The organism is Pedobacter suwonensis, assembly GCF_007833675.1.
GTDB classification, from domain to species: Bacteria; Bacteroidota; Bacteroidia; order Sphingobacteriales; family Sphingobacteriaceae; genus Pedobacter; species Pedobacter suwonensis.
Map to the genome: position 1 here is coordinate 3,602,804 of NZ_CP031708.1, position 15,759 is coordinate 3,618,562.

11 protein-coding genes and 1 pseudogene are annotated in these 15,759 nt (G+C 40.5%); 9 read left to right on the plus strand and 3 right to left on the minus strand.

What is annotated here, in order from left to right; all coding sequences use genetic code 11:
- Positions 1 to 134: 134 nt before the first annotated feature.
- Positions 135 to 938, plus strand: a complete 804-nt coding sequence (locus DV942_RS14880; protein ID WP_145858723.1) for a glycosyltransferase family 2 protein — start codon at positions 135 to 137, stop codon at positions 936 to 938.
- A 249-nt stretch (positions 939 to 1,187) separates the two neighbouring features.
- On the opposite strand, the gene DV942_RS14885 is transcribed toward DV942_RS14880, so the two are convergent.
- Both DV942_RS14885 and DV942_RS14890 read right to left on the minus strand, forming a co-directional pair.
- On the minus strand, positions 1,188 to 2,099 hold the full coding sequence (locus DV942_RS14885) for a hypothetical protein (protein ID WP_145858727.1): 912 nt from the start codon (positions 2,097 to 2,099) through the stop codon (positions 1,188 to 1,190).
- A gap of 2 nt (positions 2,100 to 2,101) precedes the next feature.
- On the minus strand, positions 2,102 to 3,463 hold the full coding sequence (locus DV942_RS14890) for an MBOAT family O-acyltransferase (protein ID WP_244950705.1): 1,362 nt from the start codon (positions 3,461 to 3,463) through the stop codon (positions 2,102 to 2,104).
- Positions 3,464 to 3,866: 403 nt separating this feature from the next.
- On the opposite strand from DV942_RS14890, the gene DV942_RS14895 reads away from it, so the two are divergent.
- On the plus strand, positions 3,867 to 4,787 hold the full coding sequence (locus DV942_RS14895) for a glycosyltransferase family 2 protein (protein ID WP_244950706.1): 921 nt from the start codon (positions 3,867 to 3,869) through the stop codon (positions 4,785 to 4,787).
- 30 nt (positions 4,788 to 4,817) lie between these two features.
- Positions 4,818 to 5,984, plus strand: coding sequence for a glycosyltransferase family 2 protein (locus tag DV942_RS14900; protein WP_145858733.1), 1,167 nt, complete (start codon positions 4,818 to 4,820; stop codon positions 5,982 to 5,984).
- A gap of 615 nt (positions 5,985 to 6,599) precedes the next feature.
- Here the strand turns inward: DV942_RS14900 and DV942_RS14905 are convergent.
- Complete coding sequence (locus tag DV942_RS14905; protein ID WP_145858736.1) at positions 6,600 to 7,277, minus strand: hypothetical protein; 678 nt, start codon at positions 7,275 to 7,277, stop codon at positions 6,600 to 6,602.
- A gap of 211 nt (positions 7,278 to 7,488) precedes the next feature.
- Between DV942_RS14905 and gmd the strand changes: the two genes are divergently transcribed.
- The 6 genes and pseudogenes from gmd to DV942_RS14935 all read left to right on the plus strand — a co-directional run bounded on the left by gmd (position 7,489) and on the right by DV942_RS14935 (position 15,750).
- The gene (gmd, locus tag DV942_RS14910; RefSeq protein WP_134204607.1) at positions 7,489 to 8,622 is read left to right on the plus strand and encodes a GDP-mannose 4,6-dehydratase; all 1,134 of its coding nucleotides are present in this window, start codon (positions 7,489 to 7,491) and stop codon (positions 8,620 to 8,622) included.
- 29 nt (positions 8,623 to 8,651) lie between these two features.
- Positions 8,652 to 11,159 (plus strand): SLBB domain-containing protein, encoded by a 2,508-nt coding sequence (locus tag DV942_RS14915; RefSeq protein WP_403001977.1) that lies wholly within the window; start codon positions 8,652 to 8,654, stop codon positions 11,157 to 11,159.
- Between the two features lie 39 nt (positions 11,160 to 11,198).
- Complete coding sequence (locus tag DV942_RS14920; RefSeq protein ID WP_145858738.1) at positions 11,199 to 12,293, plus strand: Wzz/FepE/Etk N-terminal domain-containing protein; 1,095 nt, start codon at positions 11,199 to 11,201, stop codon at positions 12,291 to 12,293.
- Between the two features lie 5 nt (positions 12,294 to 12,298).
- Positions 12,299 to 13,552 (plus strand): O-antigen translocase, encoded by a 1,254-nt coding sequence (locus tag DV942_RS14925; protein WP_145858740.1) that lies wholly within the window; start codon positions 12,299 to 12,301, stop codon positions 13,550 to 13,552.
- Between the two features lie 65 nt (positions 13,553 to 13,617).
- Positions 13,618 to 14,684, plus strand: a pseudogene (gene wecB / locus DV942_RS14930) (non-hydrolyzing UDP-N-acetylglucosamine 2-epimerase).
- The gene (locus tag DV942_RS14935; RefSeq protein WP_145858742.1) at positions 14,677 to 15,750 is read left to right on the plus strand and encodes a glycosyltransferase family protein; all 1,074 of its coding nucleotides are present in this window, start codon (positions 14,677 to 14,679) and stop codon (positions 15,748 to 15,750) included. Before wecB ends, DV942_RS14935 begins: the two are co-directional and overlap by 8 nt.
- Positions 15,751 to 15,759 lie beyond the last annotated feature (9 nt).

The following is a 15,759-nucleotide window of genomic DNA, read 5'->3' on the forward strand; positions in this document are numbered from 1 at the left end:
TTAAAATTATTATTCATCTTTTTAAACCTTATCGATCTAAATTTGAAGTTTTGACCCGCTTACCCATTCAAATATATTGCAAACCTTAAAATTATTGAAGTATTTATTTAATATTGTGTTTTAAAACATCAGTCATGTGGCCAATCAAAGTTCCTGAACATATTAAACAGTTTATCGATAAACGGTTCACCTCCGAAGAGTTGGGCGCTAAGGCCAGGGCCTCCTATAAAACGATCTCTAATGGTGTTCCGGAAGTATCTGTAGTGATGCCGGCATTCAACGAGCAGGATAATATCATACCTACCCTCGCCTCTTTGGCTGCCAATAAAACAAAAAGAGTAGTAGAAATTATTGTGGTAAACAACAATTCTACCGATCATACTGAAGCCCTTGTTAAAAGTACTGGTGTACCATGTATCCTGGAAAGCAGGCAGGGAATTACTTTTGCCCGTAACGCCGGCCTTGCGGTTGCCCGTGGTAAATACATATTAAATGCGGATGCTGATACCATTTATCCTGCAGACTGGATCGAACAGATGACTGTACCGCTGGAGAACCCAGGCATTGCCCTTACTTATGGTAGATTCGCTTTTTTGCCTATTGCAGAAACAGGTCGCGCAACCTATTTTTTTTACGAACACCTGGCAAGGCTTTCGCGGTGGATGAATAAGGTTTTTAAGGAGGAGGCCGTAAATGTATATGGATTCAATTCAGGCTTCAGGCGCGAGCAGGGAATCGCCGTAGATGGTTTTAACCATCCACCGGGAACCAATGAAGATGGCTGGCTCGCACTAAAATTGCGAAATAAGGGCTTTGGAAAACTCCATCTGGTTACCGCCATCAGCGCGCTGACCTGGACCACCGACAGAAGAATACAGCTTGACGGCGGATTAATAAAGGGCTCTCTAAAAAGAATAAAACGGGTACTGGGGGGATAATTCCCCTAAAATCTGAGTTTGATCATCATGAAAAAAATGCTGAAACAAGCTAACATCGACAGACTCCTAAAAAAAATCGTCTTCTCGACTGTAGCGAAGCGAAATGGAGAGATCTTTAAACTAAGTTCTTGAGATCTGGTTTAAAAGATTTCTCCCCGCATATATCTGGCGAATGGCTTTAAAAGCCACATTATTTATTGAACTCAAATTAAAAGGTTAATGGATGGAGCCGAAAGCTAACAAAGATGATTACCTTGCAAAAACCGGCATCATACGCCTGGTGAAATCTTCTGCACCCTTTTGGTTGATGTGGATTTCGTTATAAAAAAAGGTTGGGTCGTGCTGATAAATATCACCAAAATTTAAATATTCAACCCCTTTATCCCTTTTCATCTGCAGGGTAAATTCAGCTATGTTCTGTTTATACTGCTCATCAATTTTAATGTCGGCCACTGGCGCGGTGAATAAAATAAGTTCGATTTTATTGGCTTTACAAAGCGAAATGATGTCATTCAGGAATTTATATTTGCCTTTCAGATCAAAAGTCAGGTCTCTCAGTTTTGCAGGCCCTTTATAGGCCACATCAGGATAAAAGAAATCACCATAACTGTCGAAATCCTGGGGCAGTATATTAAATCCATCATTAATTACCTCGTGTATTCCCCATAGGGTGTTGTATTTGGCATACCGGTAAAAAGGTATATACCTGTATGCATACCACTCATATCCAAACTGTTTGAAGTGATCAAATACCACAGGCTCTTTAAGGTATGGAAAAAATTTAGGCACGGCAAAATCAAAAATTTCTTCTGTATTAGAAGAGAAGGGATCAATCTGCAGGTATAATTTTTTGATTTTATTATTTTTCAGTATAAACAGCTTCAGCATCAGGTACTGATCGGTAATCGAACTGCCGTCTACGGAGATGTTGATCCCTTTCTTTTTTGTTTGCTCCTCAATCATTTTTAGGTCCAGCGATGTATATGCCCTTGAATTTCCATGAACGGCAAAATCAAACTTCTGGTTACTAACCTTGTCCAGCCACTGGATTTTGGTATAATTTCCTTTCTGAAATACATAGGTAAAACCTTCATCCAGCAACCAGAACAGGAGATAACAGATCAGAAGTAGTTTAAATAGCTGAATAAAAAAATTCTTCATGGCTAGAATTGAAAATAAATGAAACTGCTTTGTGATACCAGTACTCCGAATAAGGCAATAAGTAGGATTAAGGTGAGGTAGCTTAAAAAACGTACCGATTGATAGGCATAGAAATAATATTGCACCCTTTGGTTGCCCCAAAAACCTTCAAAGATGAGCAATAACAAAATCAGTGGAAAGCCTACGGCGAAGTTGTAAAGATCAGCTCCTGTAGATTGCCTGATCTCAGCAATAAAGGAATGACCATAATCAAAAAGGTTTTTGATAATCGTAAAAGAATCATGGAGGTTATTAGCCCTGAAAAAAATCCATGCAAAACATACCGCTGAGAATGTCCAGAATGTACCCAGCCATCGCGGGAGTTTAAAATTGAAAAACTTTTTTCGCTGATTTAACGATTCAAGTGAGATCAACAAACCGTGAAGCGCTCCCCAGATAATAAAATTTACACTTGCCCCGTGCCATACCCCTGATACCAGGAAAGTAATGAATAAGTTAAATATCCAGCGGCCCATTCCCACCTTGTTTCCTCCAAGCGGAATATAAAGATAATCTCTGAACCAGGTAGACAGGGAAATGTGCCATTTGCTCCAGAATTCGCGTATTGATGATGAGAAGTAAGGCTTGTTGAAATTTCTCATCAGGTCAACTCCCATCATTTTAGCTACGCCTATGGCAATATCAGAATAGCCCGAAAAATCGCAGTAAATCTGAAAAGCAAAAAATATGGTGGCACAAAGAACAGATAAGCCATGGTATGATTCGGGATTGTTGTAAACCAGGTTCACAAAAAATGCCAGCCGGTCTGCCACCACTACTTTTTTAAACAGCCCCCATAATATTCGCCTGGCGCCGATAATCAGGTTGTCAGCCTCAAGCGGCTTTAAGTTATTAACCTGTGGAAGAAGTACCTGCGGGCGGTTGATGGGGCCTGCTACCAGTTGTGGGAAAAACGACACAAAGAGCGCAAACCTGCCAAAATTCTTTTCAGCAATCATATTTCCACGGTAAACCTCTACGGTATAGCTTATGCTCTGAAAGGTATAGAAAGAAATCCCGACAGGAAGAAGAATTTTTGCACTATGCAATAAGAGTGGTGATCCAAGCCATGCAGATGTGGTATTGATACTGTCGAGAAAAAAGTTAAAATACTTAAAGTAGAAGAGAAGCCCGAGATTGGTGATGATACTGATGCAAAGGAGCATTTTTTTTCGCCGTTGCGCTACCGTTTTCTCTATCTGCCTGGCTACGAAAAAATCTATGGTTGCAGGGAAAAAGAGCAGAAAGATGTATTCCCACTTCCAGCACATGTAAAAAAACAGGCTGGCAGCCAGCAACATCATCCACACATATTTTTTTGGCAAAAAATAATAAAGTAAGAGAACCGTAGAAAAAAACAGAAAGAAACTGAGGGAATTAAAGAGCATGCAGGTCTAAATTTCGAAACATCTAAGATATAAATAGAACCCTCATAAATGCAATTTTTTATTAAATAATCAGTCCTTTTCTTTAGAATGCTCAGTTGTAAAGCGGTGTTCAGAAATCCGATTTTATAGATAACAGGAATATAGATCAGCTGCATTTGCTTAATCTGATCAGCTTTTCCTTAAATTTTAAGCCTTATTTAGTGTTATTATTATAAATTTGATCACGCATAGCAGTAGCTGGAACCGGGCCGAAACTGGGTAAACGGTTAGCTGCTACCCAAAACCTGCAGATGAAAAGCATTAAAATGGACCCACAATTTTTTAAATCCGTAAGCAACCGATGATGAATCTGACTGAAAATCTGCAGGGCAAAAAAATTTCAGTGATCAGTGTAAATTATAATCAGCCAGCGGTAACCCAACAATTACTCGACTCCATTTTTACAACAAATACTTATCCCAACATCGAGATCATTATTGTGGATAACGGCAGCAAGGAGCATTTTATTCCTGTTTGGAAGGAGCGGTATCCTCAGGTTAAATTTATTCAATCGGAGCTCAATCTCGGGTTTGCAGGAGGAAATAACCTGGGGATCGCAGCAGCAGATGGCGATTACCTTTTTCTGGTAAATAATGATACCGAGTTTACTCCCGGCCTGTTGGAAACGCTTAGTGCAACTTTTCAGGATTTTCCTGATACCGGGGTGGTCTGCCCAAAGATCAGGTATTTTGAGCATCCGCGGAAGATCCAGTACGTTGGTTTTACAGAACTTACCCCGATTACGGCCAGAAACCACTGTTTGGGTCAGTTTGAAGATGATCAGGGGCAGTACGACAACAAAGTCTTTATTACCGCTTTTGCGCATGGTGCAGCAATGATGATTTCGCGGGAAGTTTGCGGGCAGGCAGGATTAATGGCAGAGAATTTTTTCCTCTATTATGAAGAGATGGATTGGAGCCTGAACATCCGAAAAGCAGGGTTTAAGATCCGGGTGAATACGTTTGCCCAGATTTACCATAAAGAATCCGTTTCGGTCGGGGCAGATAGTCCGCTTAAAGTTTATTACATGAACAGGAACAGGATATTGCTGGTGAGAAAGCATTACGCTTTTTATAAACGGGCGCTGTTCTGCCTTTATTTTGGCCTGATTGTATTTCCGAGAAACTTCCTGAAATTCCTGATCAGAGGTAAGCTTAAACATATTAATGCCTTGTTCAAAGCGGTCTATTGGAATCTCAGCCATAATACCCAGTCATTTTAACCCCAAAAACATATACCAATACATTATTTTATGCAAGTTTTCTTCATTATCGCTATTCTGCTGGTGTTTTATACGTATATCGGCTATGGGATTTTACTATACATCTTGATTTTGGTTAAACGTGTATTTGCTCCGGCAGTTCCGAAAGTTTTTGGTGATCAGGAGCTGCCAACCTGTACACTTATTGTAGCAGCTTTCAATGAGCAGGATTTTATTGAAGAGAAGATTAATAATACGCTGGCCCTTAATTATCCTGCCGGGAAGCTTCAGCTTATTTTTGTTACAGATGGCTCAACAGACCGTACGCCAGAAATTGTTTCGCGTTATCAGCAGATTCACCTCATGCATTCTGCAGATCGTAAAGGGAAAATCGCAGCCGTGCACCGCGCCATGGAAAGTGTTGATACCGATCTTGTTGTTTTTACTGATGCAAACACCTTTCTTAATGCAGATGCCCTGTTCCATCTCTGTAAACATTATGCAGATGAACGCGTGGGTGGGGTTGCAGGCGAGAAAAAAGTATATACTGATAAACACGCCGATGCAACTGCCGGAGAAGGGATTTACTGGAAGTATGAATCGAAGCTGAAGGAATGGGATTCAGAACTACATACTGTTGTAGGTGCGGCAGGCGAATTATATAGCATCAGGAGGTCACTTTATCAGCCCGTGCCGAAAAATAGTATCCTTGACGACTTTATGATCTCGATGCGGATTGCAGAAAAGGGTTACCGCATCAAATATGAGCCCGATGCTTTCGCCCAGGAAACTTCCTCTGCAAATATCAGTGAAGAGCTCAAACGGAAGGTCAGGATTGGAGCCGGAGGTATTCAGTCGGTTATCTGGTTAAAATCGCTGATGAACCCTTTCAGGGATCCCGTACTTACCTTTCAGTACATCAGCCACCGTGTGCTGAGGTGGACACTGACGCCACTGGCGCTCATTGCTGCCTACCTCACTAATGTGTTTATTATAGCACAGTACGGCGGCAATATATATTATACCCTGTTTTTACTGCAAACGCTGTTTTACCTGATGGCACTCTGCGGTTTCTGGCTGGAAAAGCGGAAAATCAGACTTAAGATTTTATTCATTCCCTATTATTTCTGTATGATGAATTATGCGGTAGTGGCAGGTACTTTACGGTTTTTTAAAGGAAAACAATCAGCGGTATGGGAAAAGGCAATCAGGAAATAAGCTTGCTGTTATTGGCATAATATTTTAAGTCGCAATTTAGAACAGAATTTATTTCTTTCCCCATCATTCTCTCGCAGGCTGGAGCCATAACTTGCTCCGCGAAGCTAATCTTAAAGCGCCCTGCAATAGCATTAGGATTCCCAATTAAATTGGGAATGACGACGTATCAAAATATAAGTTGTTTGATGGCAGTGTAAATCTTTTTGATACAACCTTATCTTTCAAGCTACAAGAAGGCACTTATTCAGAAAAAATATTAATTATCCAAACGAGAGGGTGCTAAAAGAGAAGATATGTACCTGTGCATCTGGCGCTATAAACTTGATTTGGATTTATATTGGAATCATAGTTCGCGTTTAGCCGCTTCACCTCATGCGATCGTCATGCTGAATTTAATTCAGCATCTTTCCTTATACCCTCCCTTACTATAAAGACCCCGAAACACCCGTCTGACTAGCCGAGCAGAAGTCCAGGGTGACGACCGTTCATTCAAGGCGCCAAATAACCTAAATTACAGCCCATTGATCGAAACCAAGTTAATAATCGAGGTGGATTTATAAATATCAGTGTCAGATTTTTCTCTGGATTTTTTGTTAAATCGCCCTTCAATTAAAGCTAATTTCTTCTGCTGATGTTAAACTGGATCCCTGCAGAGAAGAGGTTGAGCAGAAACTCTGATTTTTGATAGGTATTTACCGTCCTCGAAGTTCCGTTTGCATCTGTTAAATCCTGGCGTTCATACGAATAAAAATAATCAAGACTACTTTCTGCAAATAAATTCATGTAAGGGAGTAAATTGAGCTTCACACCAATTACGGGCGATACAACCAGTCCGTTTTTTGATGACTCCGCATACCTTGCGGTAGCCGCATACATCGTATTGCTCGGATAAGTATTTCCGCTAAAACGGTTAGAGCGGTAGCCCAGGTCTATTCCGAAATAGGGTTGGATGCGGGAATAAGTAAAATTCTTTTCAAAGCCAACTTTAAAGGCAAAATCGGTCACTGTACCCACAGCTGTTTCACAGTTTGCGCAGGTATTATTAAAGGTGATGTCTTTTCTGTAAAAATTCCCCCCAACCCGGTAGCTGATCTGGTTGTCATTGAACTTCATCAATAGCGCATTCGCGTAGGTATGGCTAAAATCCTGATAATTGGTCTGGTTAAGTATTTTGGGCAGTTGCATGATGCTGTAGGCTCTTAAACCTATGGAATAATTATAGTCTGCACTTGTTTGAGAAAAAATGAGTGATGATGGTGCAAGAAGGATTAAAAGGAGTACAATTTTTTTCATTTAAGTTGGGGATATCAACATCAAAAGTAAAGATATTTATCAGAAGTAGATTATTGATAAGCATTTATATTTTAAATGCCAACAGCTTAGAGGCTCGAGAGTAGAAAATATCACTTTTTTTACATTCTTATTAATTGAACTGAGCTTGTCTGTCATTTAGCTAAAAAAAATATGTATGTTTGCTCGCTTAAAAGGTTATCAAATAAAGTATATGAAAGTTGCGCTAATAACAGGTGTTACAGGCCAGGATGGGGCTTATCTTGCAGAGTTTCTGCTCAAAAAAGGATACAAGGTTCATGGTTTGAAGAGGCGGTCGTCGTTATTTAATACCGATCGGATCGATCACCTGTACCAGGATCAGCATGAAAGCAATGTTAATTTCAAACTTCATTTTGGTGACCTTACGGATTCCACAAACCTGATCAGGATTATCCAGGAGACACAACCTGACGAAATTTATAATCTGGCAGCCATGAGCCATGTGCACGTGAGCTTTGAGATGCCTGAATACACCGCTAATGCAGATGGAATAGGTACGCTTAGGCTTTTGGAAGCCATCAGGATACTCGGCTTAACCAAAACTAAGATCTATCAGGCCTCTACTTCAGAATTATATGGCCTGGTACAAGCGGTGCCACAAAGCGAAACCACACCTTTTTATCCGCGTTCGCCTTATGCTGTGGCGAAAATGTATGCTTATTGGATTACGGTAAATTACCGTGAAGCTTATGGCATGTACGCCTGCAACGGCATTCTCTTTAACCATGAAAGCCCCTTAAGAGGAGAAACTTTTGTAACCCGTAAAATCACCCGGGCTACGGCTAAAATTGCCCTTGGTTTACAGCAATGTCTTTTTTTGGGTAACCTCTCTGCCCAGCGGGATTGGGGACATGCAAAAGATTACATTGAAGCCATGTGGCTGATTTTGCAGCAGGAAAAACCCGAAGATTATGTAATTGCAACCGGGGTGACCACAACGGTTAGGGATTTTGTACGAATGAGTTTTGCCGAACTGGGAATAGAGGTAGAATTCAGCGGAAAAGATGAATATGAAAAAGGTGTCGTAATCGGTGTTGACGAAGAAAAGATGGCCGGTTTGGGACTAAATGCAGATACTTTAAAACCAGGCCAAACGGTGATCCAGGTTGATGCCAAATACTTCAGGCCAACGGAGGTTGATCTGCTGCTTGGCGATCCTACGAAATCAAAAACCCAGTTAGGTTGGGAGCCTAAATACGATCTTCCTGCGTTAGTAAAAGAAATGGTGCATTCAGATTTGCAAGTCATGAAAAAAGACCAGTATTTAAAAGAGGGCGGGTTCAACACGCTGAACTATTTCGAATAATCAATAATTAATAGTACTTCCTATACCTAATAAAGTTGAAAAACATATTTACAACCTTACTATTTCTGATCATGCTGACTGTTTTCCAGCAGTCAATGGCTCAGACCAATTATGCAAATGTAAAGGTCGACGACCTGAATGATACGCAGATCAGACAATTGATCCAGCGTGCAGAATCTATCGGTTATAATGATGCACAGTTGGAGCAGATGGCCGCTGCACAAGGGATGAAAGCTGAGGAAATCCAAAAACTGCGGATAAGGGTAGAGAAAATCCGGAAGCAGGATGGAACAACCAGTGGTGCCGTGCAAGGCACCAACACGTCGAATATTGGTGCAGCAGAAAGTGATGAGCGGTCAAGAACAGCAGTCAGAATTAATCGTGATTCAACCAAAAGTATACAGGGAAACAATAACAATATATTCGAAGGTTTAAAGCCTAAAATCTTCGGGAAAGAACTTTTTTCCAGCAGTGGCCTTACATTCGAGCCCAATCTTAGAATGGCTACCCCTAAGGGTTATGTCATTGGGCCGGATGATGAACTTTTGATCGATTTAAGTGGCGATAACGAAGCCAGTTATAAGCTGAAGGTTAGTCCTGATGGAATTATACGCGTACAGTATGTCGGAAACATTTCTGTTGGTGGCCTTACTATTGAACAGGCGATCAGTAAAATACGAAGCAGTCTCGGCTCCACATATCCTTCATTAAAAACAGGCAGGACAAGTGTGGCGGTAAACCTGGGCAATATCCGGACAATCAAAATCACCCTGGTTGGTGAAGTAGTAAAGCCAGGTTCCTACTCCCTGTCCTCGCTTTCAACCGTATTTAATGCTTTAAATGCTTCAGGTGGGCCAAATGAGAACGGATCATTCCGTAAAATTCAGGTCATCAGAGGAAACAAGGTCGTATCCACCATTGATGTGTACGACTTTCTGCTCAATGGTGTCCAGAAAGGAAATATTCGTTTGCAGGATCAGGATGTAATTAATATCCCGGTTTACGAAAAGCGCGTTGAAATGTCTGGTGAGGTCAAAAGACCTGCCTTGTTTGAAGTGGTATCTGGCGAAAGCCTGGCTGACGTGCTGCGTTTTGCCGGGGGCTTTTCAACCGAAGCTTACAGCGCCAATATTAAAGTATTGCAAAATACCAATAGAGAACGCAAAATTGTTGATGTTCCGAACACACAATTTAATAGCTATACGCCTCAGAATGGAGATAAATTTATTGTAGATGCCATTTTAGACCGTTTTGCCAATAAGGTGGAAATCAACGGGGCTGTTTTTCGTCCCGGGATGTATTCGCTGGAAGATGGTGCTACTTTAAAAAGCCTGATTACGAAAGCCGAAGGCTTAAAAGAAGATGCCTTTTTAAACAGAGGTTATATTAACCGTTTAAATTTCGACAATACTGCCAGTTTGATTTCTTTTGATGTGGCGAAGATCATGTCTGGTGCACAAGCCGACATACCGCTTCAGCGAGAGGATAAGGTAACGATATCGTCTTTGTTTGACCTGAGAGACGAATATAAGCTGAGTATCCAGGGAGAGGTAAGGCAGCCTGGCACATTCGATTATGCAGATAACACCAGTGTTCAGGATTTAATCCAAATGGCAGGTGGATTTAAAGAAGGTGCTACGCCCAGCCGGATTGAAATCTCCAGGAGGGTTAAAAGCGCAGACACTGTAGGTAAAACTTCCCGTACAGCAGAAATATTTACCCTTTCAGTTGACCGTAACCTGAAAATTGAGGGGCCGACTTTTGTTTTGCAACCTTTTGATATTGTATCGGTAAGAAATGCTGAGGGTTATTCTGTTCAGAAACAGGTCAAACTAGAGGGCGAGGTGCTTTATCCAGGCACTTATACCATTATCAATAAAAATGAGCGTATTTCTGATGTGATCAAAAGAGCCGGCGGGCTTACTTCTTATGCTTATGCTGAAGGGGCCAGTTTAAAACGTCCGGGTGCAGAAAAAGTAAATCCAGCAGATAAGAATGCCATAAACAATAAAGAAGAGGAAGACAAAAAATACCTGAACTTAAAACGTGCTCAGGAATCTGGTACAAAAGATACTTTATCGGCTGAGATTGAGCAGAAACTCATTCAAAGTGATTTGGTTGGCATTAATCTGGAACGCATCATTGAAAAACCATTAGGCAAATATGATTTGATTGTGGAAGACGGGGATGTGATCCGTATTCCGCGTACCTTACAAACGGTTAAGATTACAGGAGAAGTACTCAATCCAAATAGTATAGTTTATCTGCCAGGAAAAAGCCTGAGGCAATATATCAATGGTGCGGGTGGTTTTACTTCGAATGCGAGAAAAGGCGGTACCTATATTAAATATGCGAACGGATCCGCAGCAGCAGTGAGTAGGTTTTTGTTTTTTAATAATTATCCTGTTGTTAAGCCTGGTGCAGAGATATTGGTTCCGAAAAGAGCAGAAAGAGAACGGTTAAGTGCCCAGAGTTGGATTGGGATTGGCACGGCTGTTGCCTCTTTAGGAGCAATTTTAGTTAGCATACTTAGGTAATTGCTTTAAGGGTAAAATATCTATCATATTAAAATTACAATGGCAGTTAGCAATCTGAAAACCGATAATGAAGATAAAGTTACTATCACTGGGATTCTTCTCAGAATTGTTGAATGGTATCAATACTTAAAGTCCAAATGGTTATTAATATTTCTTTTCGGTTTTCTGGGAGCACTCATCGGTGTGGGCTACGCGTTTCTTAAAAAACCGGTCTACACGGCAACGACAACTTTTGTGCTTGAGGAGGGCGAAAAATCCGGTGGATTTGGGGGGCTGGGAGGACTTGCGTCAATGGCTGGGATCGATCTCGGTAGTGGAGGAGGTGGGATATTTCAAGGTGAGAACATACTGGCGCTCTACAAATCTAGAACTATGCTGGAAAAAACACTGTTGAGCCGGGTCAGCATAAGCGGAAAACCACAACTGTTAGTAGAAAGATATATAGAAGCCAATAAATTAAGGGAAACATGGAAAAAAAATCCCGGGCTTTTAGCTATAGACTTCAACAGGGTGGATACATTGAGGTCCGCTTCAGAGATCAGGCTCAAAGATAGTCTAATGAGTACTATCGTTGCAGATATAAACATGGCCTATTTGACTATATTCAAACCAGATAAAAAACTCAATACCTTACAAGTTGACGTTAAGGCGAAAGATGAGGTATTTGCGAAACTCTTTAATGAACGTCTGGTTAAAAATGTAAATGATTTCTACATATCAACCATTACAAAAAAATCAGTTAGAAATATCAGTATACTTCAGCATAAAACCGACTCAGTCAGGGCTGTAATGAACGGCGCAATATTTTCGTCGGCAGCTGTAGCAGACGCCACCCCTAATTTAAATCCTACAAGGCAGATCCGCAGAGTTGTTCCCATGCAGCAGTCACAGTTTACTGCAGAAACTAACAAAGCTGTGCTAAGCACGCTATTGCAGAATCTGGAACTTGCGAAGATGTCTTTGTTAAAAGAGCAGCCCTTGATACAGGTAATTGACGAACCAATTTACCCTCTTTATAAAAAACGGACGAGTAAAACGATATTTTTGGTATTGGGTGGGATTTTGGGTGCCTTAGCTACAACAATAGTTCTAATCGGTAAAAGAGTGATCCGTAATTTGACAGCAGACGCCTGATCAATATGAAGCTAATTAAAACTTCCATATTCTCTGGGATAATCACTTTTATAAAGATTGGCTCTGGCTTTGTAGCTTCCAAGGTTATCGCAATGATTACCGGCCCCACAGGTGTCGCTATCTTGGGTCAGTTTGTCAGTTTTCTTGCAGTCATCCTCACCGTAGCTAATGGGGCGATCAGTAATGGAGTAGTAAAATATACGGCGGAATATGAAAATGATCCAGAACGGCTCAAAATCATCTTCAGTACAGCATTTAAAATTTCAGTTTATTCTGCACTTTCCTGTGGGATTATTGTCGGATTGTTTGCCACATTTTTCTCTAAATGGATTCTTTATAGTGATGACTATGCTAATGTTTTTAGGGCTCTTGCGCTTACCTTGGTTTTTTTTTCGGTAAATACCCTCATCATTTCAATACTTAATGGTAAGAAAGAGATTAGGATATATACTTTTGTAAATACCGCAGGTGCATTGTTTGGGCTGCTTGTTACTGTCGTTTTCGTTTATTTTTTTAAAATAAGCGGTGCACTTTACGCAATGGTTGTAGGCCAGACACTAGTCTTTCTCTTAAGTATATTCTTCATCCGAAAAGTAGATTGGTTTAAATTATCCTTTTTTACCGCGAGCTTTGATATGTTCTTTGCAAAGAAGCTGGCTGGTTATGGACTGATTGCCTTGGTTTCAGCGCTTACCGTACCGGTTTCGCAAATTCTCCTCCGTAACATCATAATAGATAAGCTGGGAATTGCTAGTGCTGGTTATTGGCAGGGGATGATGAGGGTTTCTGATGGCTACCTATTAATGATTACCACCTCGATCAATATCTACTACCTTCCAAAACTCTCTTCTCTCAAGACAGATGCGGAAATCAGGAAGGAGATAAAATATGGCTTCAAGATCATTGTTCCTTTCACAATGCTTGGGTGTGCTATGATATATTTCCTGCGTTTTTTTATCATTAGAACGTTATATACTCCCGAGTTTTTAGCAATGGAGCATTTGTTTTTATTTCAGTTGCTTGGCGATGTAATGAAAGTCGCCTCCTTAATGCTCGGTTACCTCTTGATTGCTAAGTCAATGTTAAAGACAGCAATGTTCACTGAAACTATTTTTTCAATATTGTGGGTTGTATTAGGATACTTTTTTATAACTTATTTCGGATTGCAAGGGATATCGATTGCATTTTTTATCAACTACGTTATTTACTTTTTGATGATGGTTTTTCTATTTAGAAAACTCTTTTTTCCGTCCTCTTAATAATTTTATAATCGAAAATGAAAAACATTTTATTAATTTTTGGAACTCGGCCAGAGGCAATTAAGATGGCGCCCCTGGTCAAGGTTTTAAAAAGCGATGGTTTAAGTTTCTGCACCAAGGTCTGCGTAACGGCCCAGCATAGGGAGATGTTAGATCAGGTACTGGATTTCTTTGAGGTCGTGCCAGACTTCGATCTGAATCTTATGAGACCAGGACAAAATCTTTTCCAGTTAACCGCTGACCTGATAACGGGGTTAAAACCTGTAATGGAAAATTTCAAGCCAGATTATGTTTTGGTACATGGGGATACCACTACATCTATGGTCTCTGCTTTAGCTGCATTCTATAGTGGAGCTAAAGTATGTCACGTAGAGGCCGGCTTACGCACGCATGATAAATGGTCGCCTTTTCCCGAAGAGATAAATCGCCAGCTTACCGGCCGCTTAGCAGATATACATTTCGCGCCTACTGAGGTTTCCCAACAAAATTTGCTTGATGAAGGATGTAAAAAAGATTCAATAAAGGTTGTGGGAAATACTGTTATTGATGCGCTCCTTTGGGCCGTTGATAAATTAAAAGACTATACGGACAATGAAATAGATTCTCTTAAGAAAATTTTATCGGTAGAGAAAAAGGTGATTTTAGTAACAGGCCATAGGCGCGAAAATTTTGGGGAAGGATTTATTAATATCTGTAAGGCAATCAAAAAATTATCGTCAAGGCCTGATGTTCAGATCATTTATCCTGTGCATCTGAATCCAAATGTACAAGGGCCGGTACATGAAATCCTCAAAGACATTCCGAACGTCAAATTGATCAGTCCGCTTGGATATCCTGCATTTGTTTGGCTAATGGAAAAAAGCTATTTGATACTCACCGACAGTGGGGGGTTCAGGAGGAAGCACCCAGTTTGGGAAAGCCCGTACTGGTAATGAGAGATAATACTGAAAGGCCAGAAGCTTTGCAGGCAGGTACGGTTAAGTTGGTGGGAACCGTCAAGGAGCAGATTACCGGGGCTGCATTTCAGCTGCTTGATGATCAGCATGAGTATTCTTTGATGAGTAAGGCACATAATCCTTATGGTGACGGCAAAAGCTCAATACGGATTTTAGAAGTATTGAAGAATGGATAGGTCAATTCTATTTATGGCAGAATACCCAAATCAGGAAACTGCCAAAGAGGGGATGTCTCAGCGTATGATTGCTGTGGATCGACAGTTTGCCGATGATAAGCGCGCTTATCTTTTTGTCTCGCACCGGCTTTATGCGAAAAAAGAACAAAAGGAGATTTTCCCAGGTGTTATACAATATAGATGTAATCTTTTTGTCCACTTTTTCTTTATTTTACGTCTTTTCAGGAGCAGCAAACTAATCTATTTTCATTCAATCCAAAATGCCCTGCCGATCCTGCCAATACTATTGATTCTTACCCAGTCAAAGTACATTCTTGATGTTCATGGCATTGTGCCTGAGGAGCACCTCTTAGCCGGTTATGCAAGCAAGTCAAAATTGTATGCCTTAACAGAACGTGTGTTGTTTAAAAGGCTTTTTTTAGCCATTTCTGTTACGGAATCCATGGCAAATCATTTTAAGAAAAAGTATCTTGGTTTGAACTACAAGAATCTGATCTACCCAATTATGCCCAACAATATCCAAAATGGTGTCAATCAGCAACCTATTGAGGAGTCAGATATGATAAATGTAGTATATAGCGGCAATCTACAGAAATGGCAAAATGTTGATCTGATGTTGGATATAATCGCTGATAATTTAAGCCCAAAAATCACGTATACCCTGCTTACGGGCAGCCCTGAAGAAATGAAAGCCAAAGCTGCTTCCAAAGGATTAGATGAGAAAAAGAATGTTTTCATCTATTCCGTAGCACCCGAGGAGCTGGTCGGATATTATAACCGCGCTAATTACGGATTTATTCTAAGAGATGATATCCCTGTCAATAATGTAGCCTGCCCGACCAAGCTCGTTGAATATATGTACTACGGGATCGTACCGATAGTTAAATCGCCGAATATAGGCGATTTTGGAGCTTATGGTTTTGAATATCTTAAGGTAAATGATTTTTCATTAAATGCGCTTAAAGCGGTCAAAAGTAAAAAAAACAAGTCAATAATATCAGAAATGCTGGTCAATAACCAGGAGACTGATATTAGGGAGTATTTAGTTAGTTTAGAACAACTGTAGCAGATGTTG

Bases quoted from the DNA above. Each gene is read 5' to 3' on its own strand.
- DV942_RS14880 (WP_145858723.1), top strand. From the start codon at position 135: ATGTGGCCAATCAAAGTTCCTGAACATATTAAACAGTTTATCGATAAA.
- DV942_RS14895 (WP_244950706.1), top strand. From the start codon at position 3,867: ATGATGAATCTGACTGAAAATCTGCAGGGCAAAAAAATTTCAGTGATC.
- DV942_RS14935 (WP_145858742.1), top strand. From the start codon at position 14,677: ATGGATAGGTCAATTCTATTTATGGCAGAATACCCAAATCAGGAAACT.
- DV942_RS14925 (WP_145858740.1), top strand. From the start codon at position 12,299: ATGAAGCTAATTAAAACTTCCATATTCTCTGGGATAATCACTTTTATA.
- DV942_RS14920 (WP_145858738.1), top strand. From the start codon at position 11,199: ATGGCAGTTAGCAATCTGAAAACCGATAATGAAGATAAAGTTACTATC.
- gmd (WP_134204607.1), top strand. From the start codon at position 7,489: ATGAAAGTTGCGCTAATAACAGGTGTTACAGGCCAGGATGGGGCTTAT.
- DV942_RS14885 (WP_145858727.1), bottom strand. From the start codon at position 2,099: ATGAAGAATTTTTTTATTCAGCTATTTAAACTACTTCTGATCTGTTAT.
- DV942_RS14900 (WP_145858733.1), top strand. From the start codon at position 4,818: ATGCAAGTTTTCTTCATTATCGCTATTCTGCTGGTGTTTTATACGTAT.
- DV942_RS14905 (WP_145858736.1), bottom strand. From the start codon at position 7,277: ATGAAAAAAATTGTACTCCTTTTAATCCTTCTTGCACCATCATCACTC.